We start from the raw sequence: 18,668 nt of genomic DNA, 5'->3' as shown, positions 1-18,668 counted from the left end.
TGCTAAGAACTAATAGTTATCAACAATCCCCCCTAAAGATGCAGCTCTTATACTGGGTTCTTTCATCATTTCTAGAATTTGATCCTTCGTCCCATAAACGACTACTCCTAATATTTCTATATCTTCTATTTTTATATTTTTAAAGGTACTGTATACTTTCTTATGTTCACTAGAAACACTCGTTTGAAGTAATTTGAGAAACCGATCATAATCATAGACTAAATCTGCTGTTGAAGTAAAAGGACTATTTGTGGAAAAACCTAAAACATCATGTTCTCTAATAAATGTTGAAGACCAGTCATTTTCTTTTGCTTCTTTTTGAAATGCTTTTACTTCCCTATTCGTATACGTATTTATCCAAAACCAAGTCATTTCAGGAAGTACAGCAAAAGGTAATTCATTTGGCTTGTATGGCTTATCAAATGAGAGCGCAACCTCATATATTTTATCTCCCTGCATTTTTTCAATCAGTTCTTCATCCTGTTTGTATTTTTTATACGTAACATTAGGATGAAAAAACATCATTTCTCTCCAGCCGTTTTCTTTATAGGAAACTTGCCAATCCTCTCCAGTGACTCCGATAATTCCTCCTGAACCTCTTGAAATCAAAACAGATGGAATCAGACCAAATGAATATTGTTTTTGTTCGATAACGAGCGATTTGATTTTCATGTCTTTTGCTACTTTATAATTGCTTATTCCTCCTAAAAAACCTCTCGAATCAACTGTTTCGCTTATATAACCATTTGGCGTACTAAGTCTGATATAAGCATCCCATTGTTTAAATGTCTTTTGGCTATAATAAGCAGAAATAGCAAAGTTTAAAATGTTCAAAATAACAAATACGATTACCGAAATGATTCCAATCGTAAAAATCGTTTTCCTTTTGCCTTTTTTAATCGCTTTTTTTATCTTCCTTTCATCAAAAACATCATCTGTAAAGTCATTCATGAAGATTCCTCCATTTCTTTTGAAAATCTTTTCTTGCTCGAAATAAATACGTTCTAATGGTTTCTTCCTTCATTCCTAGTAATAGTGCCATCTCTTTATAACTTAGTTCCAGTTCGTATTTTAATAATAAAAGCTGCTTGTAATTTTCTTGTATACAATTTAAAGTAAGTGCTATTTCTTTATTCATTTCAATAGTTAATACATTAGATTCCATATCATGGTCATTGGTGAAATTATTCCAGAAGCGATCATCATTAATCGAAATCACTTGTTCTTTTCCTTTTTTCTTTAAAATTTTTTTTAAACTCATTCATAGCAATAGAGAAAATATACGAAAGAGCTTTATGTGAAGCAACACCACTGCTGTAAGCTATAAATTTTGTATAGCTTTCTTGGACAATATCTTCTGCATCTTCATGACTGCACCCGTTCTTTTTTAAATAAAAATAGATCATTTTTGCTTGCTTTTTATATAATTCCAATAGAAGCTGAGAATCCATAGTTCCTCCTCTCTACTATCCTCTATAAGTATAGAGTCCTTTTCCCTAAAAAAGTTTACAGCAAAGCGAAAATAAAATTAGAAAAAATAAAACCTTGACAGGCTTAAGCCTGTCAAGGTTTTTGGTTAAGCTTACTTATTGTTGAGTATAAGTATGGATTAACTCCGTTTTAAAATCTTCATACATAACCTGATAGCACATGTAAACTGCAATAAAAAACTGCCATATAAATGACAGTTTTTCCAACTTCCTTATTCTCCTACTATTTTTGCATCCTTTAACATTTCTTCTGTAAGTGTAATTCCTTCCTGCTCAGCTGCAGCTTTGTTAATAACAAGCTCTAAGCTTTCTGGAAAACCTACTGGAATCTCACTCGGCTTTTTCCCTTCAAGAATTTCGACTGCCATTTTGCCAGTTGTATATCCTAAGTCATGATATTCAAAGCCATATGAAGCAAATGTTCCGCGTTTAACTGAATCACTTTCCCCTACAAATGTTGGGATATCCTTCTCGTTGGCTACAGTAATAACTGATTCAAGAGCGGAAACAACTGTATTATCCTTCGGAATATAGAAAACATCCGCTCTTCCGACTAATGACTCTGCTGCTTGTTTTACTTCAGAGCTCGCTGATATGGTTGTTTCAACAGCCTCTAATCCAAGTTCCTTTAGAGCCTTTTTCGCGTTTTCCACATTAACAACAGAGTTAGGTTCCCCAGAGTTGTAAATCATCCCTACTTTCTTGGCATCAGGAAAAAATCTTTTAATTGTATTCATCGTATTTTTAATTGCGTCTGGATGTGTATCGGACGTACCTGTTACATTTCCACCCGGTTTTTCAAAGCTTTCAACTAATTCAGCACCTACCGGATCAGTGATTGCAGTAAACAGGATAGGAATTTCCTTTGTCGATTGAACAGCTGCTTGTGCACTTGCTGTTGCAATAGCTAAAATCAAATCATTATCATCCGTAACGAGATTTTGAGCAATCGTCATGTTGTTGTTCATATCTCCTTGCGCATTCTGGTAATCTAGCTTAAGATTTTTTCCTTCCTCGTAACCAGCATCCTTCAAGGCAGCAATAAACCCTTCACGTGCCGCATCTAATGATGGATGTTCAACCAGCTGCGTAATTCCTATTTTGACTGTTTCCTTTTCTTCCTTGCTTCCCCCTGCTTCTTTGCTTCCTGATCCACAAGCAGAAAGCAATAATAGGGAGCTGCATAGCAATGCAGATAAAATCCTTTTCAAGCACTTTCCCTCCTTCGACTATTTCGTGCATGTTCTAGTTGAAGGCATAAGGATATGTACTCAGATGCAGTCATGGATAGTGTCCTTTCAGCCAATATTAGATTCATATTATTCATAATATTTAGATATTATCATATTTAGAAACATATAAACAATGATAACTTCTGCTATCAACGATTTTTTTATTAGAAATATTGAAGGTCCAAAATGTTGCTATTACAATGCTCCTAAACTGTCAAACCATTTACGATAAAATTGTAATTGTTCTGCAAGGCTAACACATTTTAATGTTTCTTCATATCCGAAAATGTGAACGATATCCTCTGTGGAAGCTGGCTTACCTAAGGTTAATTTATAAGCTAGCTCCCCGGTTCCCATAGATATTTGCATGGGGGATGGGTAAACATTTTCAGCTGCACCATTGCACAATATTTGAATCTGTTGAGCCTCTAACTGTTCTCTAAGTAATTCAAGCGATAGGAAAAAGCTTTCTCCCTGATGACTCATTCTACTTCCTTCTATTATTAATTCGATCAAAACAAGATCATCATTAACCGGTGATTCCTCAAACAACAATAGTTGTCCATTAATCAAGTTTCCCTCATTATTTATAAGTTTAATATTCTTCTCTTCTCCAATCATAACGGCTACCTCCTAAACGATGGATTTGGAATAAATTCTCCGGTTAATTTCCCTTTCTTCTTCACATGAGCTCTTACAATTACACTTGGCTTAATTCCACCGGGTATAGAATGCTCTAATTCCTTATTTAATATTTTTCAACTACATAGAGGAAAAAATATTAAATTTTTACACCTATCTACTTATTACCATCTGTTTAATATTCGGTCAATAACGCCTAACTTTCCGATATTACATACTTTTCATTTCAATAGATATAAAACAGTACTAAATCATTATTTTTACTATAAATAGCAAGAAACGCTTGGAAACTTAACCAAGCGTTTCAACTGCATTATTAATCGTAGCCCTTTCTTTCTTTCCATGCAGTAAATAATAAAGACCAGAGGATACCAAAACAACAATGCCTAAAATCATGTAAAGTGTACTATAGCCCGTAATTGGTGTGAAGAATCCCAATAGATAAGGTCCGAATCCAAGCCCTGCATCAAGAAAAATAAAGAAAGTTGATGTAGCTAATCCCATTCGATGAGGTGGAGTGAGCTTAATCGCAATTGCCTGTGTACATGACTGCATATTTCCAAATCCGAGTCCAATTAAGATGCCGGCTGCTAATAGCGTAACGCTGTTGTGAGCCAAACCTAAAAGCAGCATACCGGCTGTAAAGAAAATAAATGCCGGATACATCGCATAATTTGCTCCTTTTACATCCATTAATTTGCCTGTAAATGGACGTGAAACCAACACCGCTATTGAATAGACAAGAAAGAAAAAGCTTGCTGCGCTAACAAGGTCAATTTCAATAGCATAGAAATTAATAAAGGATAGAACACTAGAGTAGCAGAAGGCTACAACTAAAGTAATCAATGCGATTGGAACGGCCTTTGGCTCAATAAATTGAGAAAGCTTGAATCCTTTTATCTCATATGTTTTTGCTGATCCTTCCAATAACGGTACATACACAAAGAATGCTGTGATCAGACTAATGATTCCTAAAACAAGGCAAAGACTAAAAATAATTTGTGTACTAGTATGCTGGCTCATATACAGACCAACGAACGGTCCGATTGCAGTAGCCAATGTGGCACTCATACTATAATAACCGACCCCTTCACCTCTTCGTGTTTCCGGGATAATCTGAGCTACAATTGTTCCCGTTGCAGTACTCGCAATACCTAACGTAATTCCATGCAATAAACGAGTAATAAGGAGGAAGACGATCCCGAAGTGGATAAAATATAATGTTGTCGATAAAATATATAAAATTAATCCAATAAACAATGTTCTTTTACGCCCAATTGAATCGATACTGCGGCCGATAAATAAACGGCCAATTAACGTCCCCACAATAAAAATTCCTGTTACAAGTCCTGCCTGGCTTGCTGTCGCATGATATTCATCTACCGCATAGACACCTATAATGACGATTAATAAATAAAAGACTAACGTTAACAAAAAATTGATGCTGGACACAATAATAAAATCCTTCGTCCATAATTTAGGCTTACTCACTTTTATTACCCTCTCTATTAAATAGGTTCTCTTGTATTTTAGGAAGAGTGTGGAAAGCAGCCTTTTGCTCGTCTTTCGCTACCCCTTCCATCACACTATTTTCTAAATCAGTTATTTTTTTTCTGCATTCCTGGTAAATCTTATCTCCTAATTCAGTTAACTGAATCACTTTTTCTCTCCTATCCTTACCGGGAATTTGCTTCACCATTTGCAGTTCTTCCAAACGGTGAACCCTCCTCGTAATGGTTGGCTTTTCTACATTATATCTAGAAGAAATATCTACAAGTGTCGACGGTCCATTGTTTTTTATATGATAGATAACTTGCCATAAAGAATAAGAAAGCTCATAAGCGCTCAATAATTCATTCAATGTAGTAATTAGTGATCGATAAAGACTTAAATAACGTTGAAAAAAACCTTCCAACTCTTACACTTCCTTTCACAAAATATAATTACCATAGATAACTATTACCAAGGGTAACTATAAGGTTATTTAAAGAAAAAGTCAAGTTACTCTCAATTATATGGTAAAATATTCAAAGCTATAAGCTTATTGAATATCATTAAGAGAGGTGGTATTTGTTATGGAATATAGAGGATCCAGCGCCTACAACCAAGCTGATTTTTTTAACAGTTACACGAAAAGAAGGGATAGAAAGGACAGTCCCAACAATGCGATTGAAGGCCCTATCATAAAAGAACTTATTGGTGGCGTTCAATATAAGGATATTTTAGATTTAGGCTGTGGTGATGCCTCATTTGGTAAGGAATTACTAAAGCAAGGAGCAGCATCTTATACAGGAATAGAAGGTTCTGAACAGATGATAGCTTCTGCAGCTTTCAATTTATCTGGATTAAATGGAGCCCTTCTGCATGAAACTATGGAATCCTATCATTATCCTGAAAACGATTTCGATATTGTCACCTCTCGTTTTGCCATACACTATGTTCAAGATATTCTTTTACTATTTCAAAACGTGCATAGCACCTTAAAAGATAATGGAAAATTTATTTTCAGTGTGCAGCATCCGCTCACTACTTCTTCTTTTATAAGCAAGCAAAAAGGAGATAAGCGCGGGAACTGGGTCGTTGATGATTACTTTATAGAAGGAGAAAGGAAAGAACCTTGGATCGACCAAACCGTTGTAAAGTATCATCGAACCATTGAACATTACTTTAAAGCACTTACTGCATCTGGTTTTTCAGTGGTTGATTTACGAGAAGGATCACCTAAGCGTGAGCATTTTTCTAATGAGGAAGAGTTCACTAGAAGACTAAGAATCCCAGTCGTACTTGCCTTTTCCTGTACCAAATAAGCAGAAAAATTTATGTTCCTCAGTGTCATCTGCAATGGCAAAAGCCCCTTTTATACAGGGGCTTTTGCATATTTAATTAACTATATGCAATCCTCTATATTTAAGGAGCGATCTGCCCATTGCCGATAGAACTTTTCTTCATGAGAGACTAGTAATACACTGCCTTTAAACTGAATTAATGCCTTTTGTAATGCTTCTTTTGTTTCCGCATCTAAATGATTGGTAGGTTCATCTAAGATAAGAAAATTGCACGGCGAAAGTACGAGCAGGCATAACTTCACTTTCGACTGTTCTCCGCCGCTCAGTGTCGCTATTGCTTGAGTCGTATGGGTATTCTTTACACCACATTGAGCCAATCGGCTTCGAATTTCCTTCAATCCCAATTTGGGATAAAAATCTGAGATGATTTGAAGCGGTGTTTTCGTTCCATCTTCCCATGCTAAATCTTGTTCGAAATAACCAATCTTTACTGATTCTGAAAATCGAAAACTGCCTGCTACAGCCGATATACGTTGTACAAGTGTTTTTAGCAATGTGGATTTACCGATTCCGTTGAAGCCTGTAATTACTAGCTTTTCACCGCCTAGAACGGAAAAATTCAATTTAGGCAATAAGGGTTTTCCGTAACCAACCTCTAGGTCGTTTACAGAGAGTGCAATCTGCGCGGAAAGTGAGATTTCCTTAAAGGCAAAAGCAGGTTTATGAGTGAATGTTGGTGGTGCCAATCGTTCCATCCTTTCAAGCTGCTTCCGGCGCCCTTGTGCGATCTTCGTATTAACTCCAGCAATATTTTTTCTAATAAATTCCTCCGTCTTTTCAATCTTTTTTTGCTGGGCTTGATATTGCCTGACATAATCCTCACGTAAATGCTCTTTTTGACGAAGAAAATCCGAATATTTCCCAGCATACTTTTTGATCGTTCCAAACTCAATATCGCATATGCAAGAAGATACTTTTTCTAAAAAGTCATAATCATGGGAAACAACGATATAGGCGCCATCGAAAACGGCTAAATAATTGGCAAGCCATTCTACATGTTCTTTATCAAGGAAATTCGTTGGTTCATCCAGCAATAGAACATTTGGCTTTTCCAGCAAAAGCTTCGCCAAAATGACTTTCGCCCTCTGCCCTCCGCTCAGTTCATGAATTAAGCGATCCGTGCCAATTGCATTTATCCCTAACCCGTATACGACTTTATCAATATGACTGCCTATTGAATAAAAATCACTCGCCTCAAGCTTTTCCTGATAGGCTGCTGCTTGCTCCAGTAGATCATAATTACCTGTATCCGCCATCTGCTGATAGAGATCATTTATTTTCTGTTCTAGATCAAATAGATTTGCAAAGGCCGTGTTTAAATATTCAATAATTGTTTGCGTTCCCGTCATTTTGGCATATTGATCAAGATGTCCTATACGAATAGAAGATTGCCATTTGATCAAACCGTTATCCGGAATAATTTCTCCCATCAATATTTTTATCAGGGTGCTTTTCCCTGCACCATTTTGTCCTACAATCCCCATATGCTCGCCTTTGTATAAATCAAAACCTGCTTTATCATATAGAACCTTATCTATATAACTGTGGGTTAAATTTCTAACTTCAAGTAAACTCATTCTCATTCCTCTTTTCCTAAAAATAAAAAAAGCAAAGAGACGGCGTTTTTAGACGCCAGCTCTTTGCTTTGGGGTTTTGCTGCAATAGATGCAACAAAATTCTTTCAATAATCATTGAAAAATCCAAAACAAAGGGCCATAGACAAAGCATTGTCTATGGCCCTTTAATCTTTGTATCATCGGCAAATAGTCATACTCAAATAAGCATAGTACCCTACACTTTTATCAGCAAACGATTAGCCGATGAATAGAGGAAGCCGCGTGCTTCCTGATTAGGCTCCTGACACAATGCTTCATCGTATACATTTGTGCGGAGCAAATCTCTCTAATGAAAACTCGATTCTGATTATTCATTTTATGGAAGCACCTCCTTTCCTCTTTCTATATTACGATTAATTCATAAGGATGTTCTCTACATACAGCCTATAATGTCAAACCGCCATCCACAAGAACAATCGAACCAGTCATATAGCTTGCGCGATCTGATGCTAAGAAAGAAACCATTTCAGCTAGTTCTTTCGGGTCAGCATAACGGCCCATTCTCATATTTGAAATCTCTTCTGGAACATAACCGCCTTTTTCAAATTGAGTGGCTACACTAGCAGTTAGGGCTGTTTGTACCCCGCCCGGACATAGGGCATTAATACGGATTCCCTTATTAGCATATTCTAATGCAGCCCCTTTTGTAAAGCCTATCACTGCATGTTTACTTGCAGAATACACTGCTACACTGTGCTCAGGACGAACTCCAGCAGTAGAGGCTGTGTTAATAATAGAACCACTGCCTTGCTCTTCCATTACTTTTAACACATATTTCATGCCAAGGAAGACCCCTTTTACATTGATCGCCATAATTCGATCAAATTCAGATTCTTCCACTGAAGTGAATGGAGCAAACTTTTGAATAATACCTGCATTATTGAAAAATACATCTATACGTCCATATGTTTCGACTGTTTTATTTACATAATTTTGTACTTCTTCATCTTTTGAAACATCTGCTTGAACGAAGATCCCTTCTCCGCCCTGTTCTTTCACAAGCTTTAATGTTTCTTCCCCTGTTTCTTTATTGAAATCGACTAGAACAACGGTTGCGCCTTCACCAGCAAGTTTCAAACTGCTCGCTCTGCCAATCCCGCTTCCTGCTCCAGTTATGACAGCAATTTTGTTTGTTAATTCCATTTATAGCTCCCCCTTGTTATTAAATAGTTGATACATCAATTATTTTAAAACTTGCAAAGCTATATTTATTGCAATATTTTACGAATAATAGTATTTTTTTATCATCTTTAATACACAAAATAAATTCAACTAAACTTGAATGGAGCTTGTAATTAAAATGGAAATGCCAAAAGAAGAATTACTATCTATTTGTCAGTTAATTTATGAAGCTCATCAAATTCCCGTTTATTATGTCAATACACTAGGTGAGATCGAATACGAAATTTCAACAAGTGACATGCGGAGAAATCCATACGATATCCCGTTCAAGCAGCAGATAAGTGTATATTCTAATGAAGAGGATCCCATTGATTTTCCTATCTTCTTTTCGAATTCTAATTTGAACTTCTTTTTTGTTCATCTAAAAATGGAGAATCATTTTTTTGGTTCTATTATAGTGGGACCCGTCCTTGAATCGGAAATTTCAGATAAAAATATCTCTAAAATTATAGACGCCTTTAAAGGAAACGTGAATAAAAAAAGTCTTACTGACTACTATCACTCCATTCCGATTATTGATAAACAGCAGCTGCTGGCGATCAGTTTATTAATGTATTTTTTGATTTACCGTAAAAAGCTAGATAAATCATTTGTCATACAAAACAATCATGCACTAAACCTCGTTAATATTGAATCAGAGGATTTAGATCTTGAGTTTTCTAATGGAAGAAGGAATTTAATTTTTCATTCAAATCTTTTATATGAACGAGTTTTGCTCGATTATGTTAAACACGGCCAAAAAGATAAATTAAAGGACATTTTCGACTACTCGATTATCGGTGAAGCAGAATTGGGGCTATTGTCAAAACGAAATCGTTTAAGAAGTGAAAAAAATCTGATGATAACAGGAATTGCACTTGTTTGCAGAGCGGCGATTGAAGGTGGTTTAAATGATGAAATAGCCTTTACTTTAAGTGATTTCTATATTCAGCAACTCGAGGAATTAGGAAGTTTGAAAGCCATACTGAAATTAACAGAAGAAGCCATAAGTGATTTTACCAATCGTGTGCACCAATTAAATGTAGCAAAATATTCGGCACCCATAACTGCTTGTCAGAACTATATTTATAACCATCTGTATAGCGACATCTCACTTGATCACCTAGCAGAAATATGCCATTTAAGTCCCAATTACTTGTCATCCCTTTTTAGAAAAGAAGTTGGTGCGCCTATAAGTGAATATATTCAGCGGCTTAGAGTGGATGAAGCAAAAAGACTAATTGATTTAACAAACTATTCAATTGCCGAAATTGGCACATTTCTAAACTTCAACGATCAAAGCTATTTCATAAAAACCTTCAAAAAACATACCGGACTAACACCTAAGCAATATAGAGGAAGGGACAGAGGGACAGGATCATTGTCCAAGTTATGACAATGATCCTGATAAAAAGCTTCTATTGTAACCACAAGATTATGAAGAGACAAATAAGAAAAAGACTACCTCCTGATTTTTAGGACCGCAGTCTTTAATCATTTAATTTGTTCAAAGCAGCAATCTCAGGGTACTGTAAAAGTAATTTTTCATTTGCACTTTCCATTTGCTCATAATATTTCGAATATGAAACACTTAATTTTTTCATCGCAGGAATAAATACATCATAATAACCACTTGTACGATTATATTCTTTCAGTATTCTTTGCATATGATAAACCGGTGATTGTTTATATTCCTCAGATTGCTTATATTCTAAGTATTGTTCTAACATTTCCCTATTTCCAGATAAAAATTTCTGGGGATCTTCTATAGATCGTTTTGTGTTCTCTATCATGCCATGAATATCTTCTATATTGATATGTTTTGTGCTTTCAACTAAAAACGATTGTACTTCTTTAGGAAAGTCTATAGATGGTGCGTTATCCAAAAACGTGATAATTTCTTCATAAGCAGCTTGCTGTTCACTAGTTGTAATAGGTTCATTCAAAAATCGTGCAAAATGTAAGCAGATAAATCGTCCATAGTATCCTGGGAATGCTTCCAACAACTTTTCTGTTACCGTTGCACCCTGCTCAATCGTTTCCAGTTCCCTATCAATTTCAGCAAAGCTATAGCCACAACTAAGCTTATCAAGAATAGCCTTTTTAGCTTTTTCCGCTGTAAACTTAATTCCTTCTGTACGGATATCTTTTGAAGTGCAGAGCTAGTTTCATCCGCAAATATCATCTTAATTTCTTCTATTCTAAGACCAAGCTTTCGTAAAACGGAAATTTCCTTTAAGCGTTCAACATCCTTGTCACTGAAATCTCGATACCCATTTTCTAAACTGTCAGGAAAAATAAGATTTTGTTCTATATAATAGTTAATTGCCTTTTTAGTCAAATTTGCTAATCTGCTTGCTTCACTAATCAACACGTTTTTCACCTCAAAATCATCTTAAACCAACACCCAAGGGAATAGTCAATAGTTCTCTACTGAAAGGAGCGAGAACAAGAGTAACTGTCTTTTTTTATAAAAACAGTCTTTGCATAAAGAAAACCCCTTCCGAGCAGAGACTACACTTGAAAGGGGCACTTTTATTTATGCAATGCAGGAGCGGATATCACTCAGGCCGCAGCTGTTTCTTATTTCGACCATTAACAAACACATTCCCTTACACTACTTGTTCTATTTCCATAAGCATTTTATCTAATTCTTTATTGTTTCTTTCTACCAACTCTTTCTCCCAATTGAAAATGCTTTCGAATTCCTTCATAATTGGCTTTCTCCATTTTTTTACCCATTCTATATTAAAGAGCAACGCACCTGTTCTACGAACAAAGAAGTCACTAGCAGTCATAGTCATTTCATAATAAACCGAATACCGTATTAATAAGCGGATAAATAGAGGCAGCCCTTCCGTTTCTTCTATTTCCTCTGCAAGTTGAAAGAGAATCTCTGAATTTGTTCCATAAGTAGAAGCTAGGCTATAAGCCTCTTCATGAGAAAATCCTGCACGAATAAACTCTTCCGTTTTTTCTTCTACGTAGCGCCCATAGTCTGTCGGAAATTCAAATTCTCCTCCAGAAATGCGTAAATGTTTTGTTATACATGGACCAATATTAGCTCCCCGTTTTTTTAAATCTGCTGCCACAGCATCTATGATTTGTTCAGCCATTTTCCGATAGCCTGTTAACTTCCCACCCGCAATACTAATTAGGCCTGTCGGAGATATCCAAATTTCATCCTTTCTTGATATTTCAGATGGTCCCTTTCCTTCTTCACGAATTAACGGACGTATTCCTGCCCAAGAAGATTCAATATCCTTCATTTGAACTTGAACGTCAGGGAACATAAATTTAATTGCTTCTATTAAATATAGTTTATCCTCCAATCCAGCAACCGGATTTCTTAAATCACCATGATATTTAGTGTCCGTAGTTCCGACATATGTTTTGCCTTTTCTCGGAATCGCAAACACCATTCGTCCATCGGGTGTATCAAAGTAAATAGCCTGTTCTAACGGAAAAATAGATTGATCGATAACAATATGTACACCTTTGGTATGAAATAAATGTTTTCCTTCAATGATTCGATCTTTTTTTACTAAAGACTCAATCCAGGGGCCAGTTGCATTAACAATCTTTGAGCCTTGCACATTTATTTTCTTTCCAGTAAATTGGTCAACACCTACTACTCCTATAATCATATCCTCATCATAAATAAACGAATCTGCTTTAACATAGCTTAAAAGTTTTGCCCCCTTTTCAACCGCCTTTTTAGCTACCTCAATTGTTAAACGTGCATCATCGGTGCGATACTCTACATAATACCCTCCACCAATCAGACCATCCTTTTTTAGCAAAGGCTCTTTAGCAAGCGTTGATTCTTTAGTTAGCATTTTTCGCCGATCCTGTTTTTTAACACCTGCTAGAAAATCATAGATTCGAAGACCAGCTGAAGTCGAGTATTTTCCAAATGTTCCATCTCGATAAATTGGTAGCAGCATCCACTCGGGATGTGTAACATGAGGAGCATTATTATAGACAATTTCACGCTCTTTACCTACTTCAGAAACCATTTTTATTTCAAACTGTTTTAAATAACGAAGGCCACCATGTACTAATTTCGTTGATCTGCTTGAAGTGCCTCCTGCAAAATCCTGCATTTCAATAAGTGCAACAGACATCCCTCTTGTCACCGCATCTAAAGCGGTCCCAATACCTGTGATACCTCCGCCAATAATAACAACATCGAAATGTTCCTGTTCCACTTCCTTCATCCATTGCTCTCTATTCGCAAAAGAAAATTTACTCATTCTGCTCTCCCTTTCTAATATGACTAAATGAAAAAACCATACTTTAACACACCACTTCATTTTGTAGTGTGAAAAGTATGGTCTCTCATCTATTCTCTAACCAAAATTCTTTATATTTATTTTATTCTGAAAATGATATAATTGGCTTACTTATATTTACTTTTTTACATTAAAGGAGACTATTAAATATGAATATTGTTGACCTCGTAGAATCACAAATCATAGCTTCTGTTGTTGATGAAAAAGATTTAGATATCGCCTGCAGATCAAATCCTAACGTCGTATTCTTGTTAACAGGCGACCTATTAACTAGTGCAGACTACATTAAAAAACTTCAATCTAATGGAAAAACGGTCTTTCTTCACTTAGATTTTATTGAAGGATTATCGAATTCAAAATCTGCTGTTGAATATATTGCTAAGAACTTGAAACCTACTGGAATCATTACAACTAAAAGCCATGTTGTAAAGTATGCAAAGGAATATGGTTTAGTGACCATTCAGCGTATCTTCCTGCTAGATGCTGCAGCCATTGAAAAGGGAATTGAAATGGTTAAATCCTGTAATCCTAATGCAGTCGAAATTCTACCTGGAATCATGCCAAAAATTATCGATCAGCTTGTGAATCGCCTGCCGCATCCAATCATTGCAGGGGGTCTCGTAACTGAAAAGAAAGAAGTGCTATCTGCATTAAAGGCTGGTGCACTCGCAGTTTCCGCTGGAGACCATTCCATGTGGAACTATGATTTATAATTGATCAATGTATTTTACACTATCTAATATATGCTTAGGCTTGTGAATTGAATCTTCTAAAAGCTCTTTTGTCGTTATTCCGGTCATCACTAGCACGGATGACATGCCTGCTTCATTGCCCATTTTGATATCCGTTTCTAAACGATCACCAATCATGAAGCATTGATCCACAGGCATCTTCAATACTTCTTTTAATACATACTGTGCCGTAAGCTGTGATGGCTTTCCAGTCACTTGAAATACAGACTCACCAGTAACAGCCTCTAACGCTCCAATCATCGCGGCGCAATCCGGAATCTCTCCTCCTTGAACAGGACAAGTACGATCAGGGTTCGTCGCAATAATTTTCGCACCATTCTTCCACGCTTGATAGGCATTATTAATTTTATTATATGTGAATTCCCTATCCCAGCCTAACACAACATAGGATACATCATTCGGCTTGTCTGATAGCTGAATCCCCTGCTCTCTAAGTTCATCTAACAAAGGCTCTTCACCGATACACATCACTTTTTCGTCCGGCTGCAATACCGATTTTAAATAGAGCGCAGTAATATAATTCGAATTAATCACTTCTTCTAATTCCACTTGAATGCCTAAATCATTTAGTTTTCTAACGTAATCAGATCGTCTCGAGATGGATTTATTTGTTAAAAAAATGACTTTATCCCCTCTTTTTTTTAGACGGCTAATGGCTTCTGGCACCCCATCAATGACATGCTCATCTACATAAATCGTTCCATCTAAATCAAATACATAGCCTTTCACCTTATGTTACCTCCTTAATCCCTACAAGCGCTGCTTTTTCCCTATATAACTAGCAAGCCCTTGAAGCACCAAGACTAAAGCTACTAGTATTACAGACATAGCTGCTGCTGAATAGTACTCTGCTCGAAGGATATTCTGAAAGATTGCTAAGCTCATAGGCGCCCACTCTGGTGGTGCAAGTAAAATTGATATACTCGTTTCCTTTATGACAGTAATAAATACAAGAACTGATCCTGCAGCAATTCCCGGTAATAATAATGGACCAATCACAGTGATTGCAGCTGTTAAGGGTGTAGCACCAAGATTAATTGCCGCTTCTTCAATATCTTGCTTAATTGCCCGCATCGCACCCATTGTCGATCGAACCATATAAGGAAGACGACGAATGGTATAAGCAATAATTAATAAAATTGCTGTACCTGTCAGCTGCAAAGGAGCCACATTAAATGTTTGGATTAATGCAATACCAAAAGCAATACCTGGAACAACCAGCGGAATGGAAGTCATGAAATCCATTTTCGCCGAATTTTGTCTTACGACGAAATATGAAACAAACGTAGCAATAATTACACTTAATACAAGTGCACCAATTGCTAGAACAATACTATTTTGGATATTTCCTAATGATGTTGAAAAAATAGTTTGATAGTGTTTAAGTGTATAGCCAGAAGGGAGTAAATCTTTCCCCCAAGTTGTAGCAACCGACTGAAGCAATACAGATAGCATAGCAAGCAGTGGCACTAGCACAATGATAAAAGAGTAGACTGATAGAGAACGAGTCACTACTTTATTTGTAACCATTTTTTGTTGTTTCGGCTTTCCTGACACTGATCCGTAATTTTTCCCTTTTGTCAGAATATGCTGCAACCAGAAGAAAAGTGCAGCAACGATAATCATAATGACAGTTAAAATCGCCGCTCCTCCCCAGTTGAAAAATCCTGAGATTTCACGGTATGCTTCAACAACCATTAAGTTTAAGTCTTTAGGTGCCAAAACGATCGGTGTTCCAAAATCTGAAAAGCTAACTGTAAATATTAGCAGTGCACTTGAAATGATCCCTGGAATGGCTAATGGAAACGTCACGAATATAAAGGTAAACCAGTTTTTCGCGCCTAAATTGAGCGAAGCTTCTTCTAGTGTTACATCGCTTATCTTAAAAGCGGCCACAAGCGGCCAAAGAGCATACGGGAAAAAGAAAAATACTTGAACTAGAATGATTCCCGTCATTGAATAAGGATCTATCAACATTCCTTCCCCGCCGAGCATCTCATAAAAATACGTTACCCAGCCCGCTCGACCGAACATAATAATGAAAGCGTACGCTGAGATAAAAGTAGGGATAATCAACGGAATTGTACATAATGCTGAGATCGTTTTTTTGAAAGGCATATTTGTACGGGCAATTCCGTATGCTAATGGAATACAAATCAAGATTACAAGAACCATAACAACAAGAGCTAAAGACAGACTATTTTTTAATGAATCTAAGTAACCCGCATTTGAAAATATTTGCCGATAGTTTTCTAGATTAATTGCTTTTAGTTTATCGATAGTTGAACTGAAAACGGCTGGATCAGTAAATGTCCCAATAATATTAACAGGCTCATTTGTAAAGCTGATTAGAAAGACAGCCAGCAAAGGGATAATTAGGAAAAGTCCAAAAAAGGCATAAATGAATATTTTTACTACGGAAAGACCATTAAACCTTGCCTTCATATGAGAAGTACCCTCCCATGTTCAATCGATAGTTTTACCTTTCTGCCCTCTTCAAAAATGCTCGTTCCAGATGAGTACGTAGTATCAACAATCATTTCTTGATTACCAACTTTCATGTCATATCTTACGGTTGGACCTAAATAAGTAGACATTACTACAATTCCTTCTAAAACAGTTACTTCCTCATTATTTACTGCCGTGTCATATGGCAAAACTTGAATATGCTCTGGCCGGATAACAGCTTTAGCCTGTTTCTTCTCAATCGTATTTGTTGATTGAAGCAGGAAACTATCTCCTTTTAATGTGGTCAGTCCATTCAGTTGATTATGATCAACAACCTCTACATCTAAAATATTCGATGTTCCTACAAAATCAGCAATAAACGGAGTAAGTGGATTACTATATAGCTCGGTTGGCGTGCCAATTTGAACAATATTCCCTTTATCCATAACTGCTACACGGTCTGCCATGCTCATCGCTTCTTCTTGGTCATGTGTTACAAAAATCGTCGTAATCCCTAAATCCTGCTGAATGGTACGAATCGTATTACGCATCGAATGGCGAAGTTTTTGATCTAGATTCGATAACGGCTCATCCATTAACAATACAGCAGGCTCCATGACAAGCGCACGAGCTAAAGCGACACGCTGCTGTTGACCTCCAGATAATTCACTTGTTAATCGTTCTGCATGCTGATCAAGCTCAACATATTTTAAAATTTCCATTACTTTTTCTTGGATATCCTTCGGTGTACGGCCTAAACGCTTTGATAATAATCGTGCATAGATGCCTAATTGCTTAACAGGATTACTTGCATTTAACTGCTTAATATTCAAGCTATAAGCAACATTGTCAAAAACATTCATATGTGGAAATAAAGCATAGCTTTGAAAGACCATTCCACAGTTTCTGCGGTTAGCAGGGATTTTCTCTACTTCTTTATCACCGATTTTAATCTTACCTGATGTTGGATGCTCAAACCCTGCAATACAGCGCATAGTAGTTGTTTTTCCACAACCCGAAGGTCCCAAGAGAGCAAAAAATTCGCCCTCTTGGATCTCAAGGTTTATATTGTGGAGTGCAGTAAAATCGCCAAACTGCTTTGTCATATTTTCAATAATTACTGAACCCATTCATATTCCTCCTACGTTCTTACTTACTGAAACTTGTCCTTCCACTCATTACGCACACGGTCATAATTTTCATTTACCCAATCAATATCTAAATCAACTGCAACCTCTTTTACTTTATCAATTGATAATGGCGTTTTTGATTCAACCTCTGGATTAATTGGAATATGATACCAGTCTGCCATAATTTGCTGCGCCTCTTTAGAAAGTAAGAAATCAATGAACTTTTTACCGCCTTCTGCATTTGGAGCTCCTTCAATTAATGTTGCTGGATTTACAAGAACTGGTGTTTTATCCGGTACGATAAAATCAACAGTCTCTCCTTTAGCCTTTTGTTCATAAGCCATGAAATCAAAGCCTATTCCAATATGGGCTTCACCCATTGCTACCGCCTTCGTTGGAGCAGATCCAGAATCCGGTGTGGAATTTGCTTGATCTACTAATTTCTCAAAATACTCCCATGCCTTATCTTCCCCTTGCCTCATCATTTGGTCCATAACCATAAGAGTTGCTGTTCCTGATGCCGCTGGGTTCGGGAACTGAATTTTTCCTTTCCATTTTGGATCTAATAAATCTTCCCAAGTTTTTGGTGCTTCTTCTTCAGAAACAAGCTCTGGATTATATGAAAAACCAAGTACAAAAATTTCTACTCCAACATATTTGCCGTCTTCGTGCTTTAATTTGATACCGTTTTCAGTAATGTCCCAGTCAGCTGCAAAATCTGGGATATAGGATGCTAGAATGCCTCTTTCTACTGCAGCTTCAAACGGTAAAATACCTCCGCCGCCATACCAGACATCCGCTTTAGGATTTTCCTTTTCCGCTAACATTTGATTGACTAAAACATTCGTTCCAGCGTAATGTACATCTACATTCCCACCAATTACTTCTTCATACTTTTTCGCTAGCTCTTTTGTAAAATCTGGTGTTTCAGGTGAATATAAAGTGATCCTTTTGCCATCTCCTTCACTGCTGCCTCCTGACTTTTCTCCAGCACATGCTGTTAACATACTAACAGCAAGTAACATGGCCCCAGTGAACTTAAACATTTTTTTCATC

Annotated in this window: 19 protein-coding genes; 3 read left to right on the top strand and 16 right to left on the bottom strand. The window is 36.6% G+C overall.

Features of this window, described 5'->3' with window-relative positions; genetic code table 11:
- Positions 1 to 9: 9 nt before the first annotated feature.
- From AN957_RS03305 to AN957_RS03280, 7 genes are all read right to left on the bottom strand, one after another.
- The gene (locus tag AN957_RS03305; RefSeq protein ID WP_056682270.1) at positions 10 to 951 is read right to left on the bottom strand and encodes an anti sigma factor C-terminal domain-containing protein; all 942 of its coding nucleotides are present in this window, start codon (positions 949 to 951) and stop codon (positions 10 to 12) included.
- Positions 944 to 1,219, bottom strand: coding sequence for a sigma factor-like helix-turn-helix DNA-binding protein (locus AN957_RS28355; protein WP_245637756.1), 276 nt, complete (start codon positions 1,217 to 1,219; stop codon positions 944 to 946). Before AN957_RS28355 ends, AN957_RS03305 begins: the two co-directional genes overlap by 8 nt.
- Positions 1,206 to 1,451 (bottom strand): RNA polymerase sigma factor, encoded by a 246-nt coding sequence (locus AN957_RS28350; RefSeq protein ID WP_245637755.1) that lies wholly within the window; start codon positions 1,449 to 1,451, stop codon positions 1,206 to 1,208. The genes AN957_RS28355 and AN957_RS28350 overlap by 14 nt, the downstream gene beginning before the upstream one ends.
- A 251-nt stretch (positions 1,452 to 1,702) precedes the next feature.
- On the bottom strand, positions 1,703 to 2,701 hold the full coding sequence (locus AN957_RS03295; RefSeq protein ID WP_056682267.1) for an ABC transporter substrate-binding protein: 999 nt from the start codon (positions 2,699 to 2,701) through the stop codon (positions 1,703 to 1,705).
- Between the two features lie 216 nt (positions 2,702 to 2,917).
- Positions 2,918 to 3,343 (bottom strand): hypothetical protein, encoded by a 426-nt coding sequence (locus tag AN957_RS03290; protein ID WP_056682264.1) that lies wholly within the window; start codon positions 3,341 to 3,343, stop codon positions 2,918 to 2,920.
- A 312-nt stretch (positions 3,344 to 3,655) separates the two neighbouring features.
- Positions 3,656 to 4,861 (bottom strand): MFS transporter, encoded by a 1,206-nt coding sequence (locus AN957_RS03285; RefSeq protein WP_056682263.1) that lies wholly within the window; start codon positions 4,859 to 4,861, stop codon positions 3,656 to 3,658.
- Positions 4,848 to 5,279: a MarR family winged helix-turn-helix transcriptional regulator gene (locus AN957_RS03280; RefSeq protein ID WP_056682261.1), complete on the bottom strand. Its 432-nt coding sequence runs from the start codon at positions 5,277 to 5,279 to the stop codon at positions 4,848 to 4,850. The genes AN957_RS03285 and AN957_RS03280 overlap by 14 nt, the downstream gene beginning before the upstream one ends.
- 160 nt (positions 5,280 to 5,439) lie before the next feature.
- On the opposite strand from AN957_RS03280, the gene AN957_RS03275 reads away from it, so the two are divergent.
- Positions 5,440 to 6,171, top strand: coding sequence for a class I SAM-dependent methyltransferase (locus AN957_RS03275; protein ID WP_056682259.1), 732 nt, complete (start codon positions 5,440 to 5,442; stop codon positions 6,169 to 6,171).
- Between the two features lie 80 nt (positions 6,172 to 6,251).
- Here the strand turns inward: AN957_RS03275 and AN957_RS03270 are convergent, their stop codons facing one another.
- The gene (locus AN957_RS03270) at positions 6,252 to 7,787 is read right to left on the bottom strand and encodes an ABC-F family ATP-binding cassette domain-containing protein (protein ID WP_056682257.1); all 1,536 of its coding nucleotides are present in this window, start codon (positions 7,785 to 7,787) and stop codon (positions 6,252 to 6,254) included.
- Between the two features lie 423 nt (positions 7,788 to 8,210).
- Positions 8,211 to 8,969, bottom strand: a complete 759-nt coding sequence (locus AN957_RS03265; RefSeq protein WP_053478120.1) for an SDR family NAD(P)-dependent oxidoreductase — start codon at positions 8,967 to 8,969, stop codon at positions 8,211 to 8,213.
- A gap of 157 nt (positions 8,970 to 9,126) precedes the next feature.
- On the opposite strand from AN957_RS03265, the gene AN957_RS03260 reads away from it, so the two are divergent.
- Complete coding sequence (locus AN957_RS03260) at positions 9,127 to 10,383, top strand: helix-turn-helix domain-containing protein (protein WP_056682256.1); 1,257 nt, start codon at positions 9,127 to 9,129, stop codon at positions 10,381 to 10,383.
- A 94-nt stretch (positions 10,384 to 10,477) separates the two neighbouring features.
- Here AN957_RS03260 and AN957_RS28270 read toward each other — a convergent pair whose 3' ends face one another.
- The 3 genes from AN957_RS28270 to AN957_RS03250 all read right to left on the bottom strand — a co-directional run bounded on the left by AN957_RS28270 (position 10,478) and on the right by AN957_RS03250 (position 13,243).
- Entirely contained in the window at positions 10,478 to 10,993 is a 516-nt protein-coding gene (locus AN957_RS28270) for a hypothetical protein (protein ID WP_218970981.1), read from the bottom strand.
- Positions 10,994 to 11,001: 8 nt separating this feature from the next.
- Positions 11,002 to 11,358, bottom strand: a complete 357-nt coding sequence (locus AN957_RS28265; protein ID WP_218970980.1) for a MerR family transcriptional regulator — start codon at positions 11,356 to 11,358, stop codon at positions 11,002 to 11,004.
- A 241-nt stretch (positions 11,359 to 11,599) separates the two neighbouring features.
- Positions 11,600 to 13,243 (bottom strand): glycerol-3-phosphate dehydrogenase/oxidase, encoded by a 1,644-nt coding sequence (locus tag AN957_RS03250; RefSeq protein WP_053478118.1) that lies wholly within the window; start codon positions 13,241 to 13,243, stop codon positions 11,600 to 11,602.
- A gap of 188 nt (positions 13,244 to 13,431) precedes the next feature.
- Here AN957_RS03250 and AN957_RS03245 point away from each other — a divergent pair, with 188 nt between their 5' ends.
- Positions 13,432 to 13,995 carry a glycerol-3-phosphate responsive antiterminator gene (locus tag AN957_RS03245; protein ID WP_056682254.1) on the top strand — a complete coding sequence of 188 codons (564 nt, stop codon included), beginning with the start codon at positions 13,432 to 13,434 and terminating at the stop codon, positions 13,993 to 13,995.
- On the opposite strand, the gene AN957_RS03240 is transcribed toward AN957_RS03245, so the two are convergent.
- Genes AN957_RS03240 through AN957_RS03225 form a run of 4 tightly spaced genes read right to left on the bottom strand, consistent with a single transcriptional unit; the run spans position 13,990 to position 18,667 of the window.
- Positions 13,990 to 14,763, bottom strand: a complete 774-nt coding sequence (locus AN957_RS03240; protein WP_053478116.1) for an HAD-IIA family hydrolase — start codon at positions 14,761 to 14,763, stop codon at positions 13,990 to 13,992. The two genes, AN957_RS03245 and AN957_RS03240, sit on opposite strands and share 6 nt — an antisense overlap.
- 21 nt (positions 14,764 to 14,784) lie before the next feature.
- Positions 14,785 to 16,479: an ABC transporter permease gene (locus tag AN957_RS03235; RefSeq protein ID WP_053478115.1), complete on the bottom strand. Its 1,695-nt coding sequence runs from the start codon at positions 16,477 to 16,479 to the stop codon at positions 14,785 to 14,787.
- Positions 16,476 to 17,612, bottom strand: coding sequence for an ABC transporter ATP-binding protein (locus AN957_RS03230; RefSeq protein ID WP_053478114.1), 1,137 nt, complete (start codon positions 17,610 to 17,612; stop codon positions 16,476 to 16,478). The genes AN957_RS03235 and AN957_RS03230 overlap by 4 nt, the downstream gene beginning before the upstream one ends.
- A 23-nt stretch (positions 17,613 to 17,635) precedes the next feature.
- Entirely contained in the window at positions 17,636 to 18,667 is a 1,032-nt protein-coding gene (locus tag AN957_RS03225) for an ABC transporter substrate-binding protein (protein WP_053478113.1), read from the bottom strand.
- Position 18,668 lies beyond the last annotated feature (1 nt).

Origin of the sequence: Cytobacillus solani, assembly GCF_001420595.1 — a bacterium.
Lineage (GTDB): Bacteria > Bacillota > Bacilli > Bacillales > Cytobacillaceae > Cytobacillus > Cytobacillus solani.
Note: the sequence above shows the minus strand (reverse complement) of the source record. Positions and strands in the feature narration are given on the sequence as shown.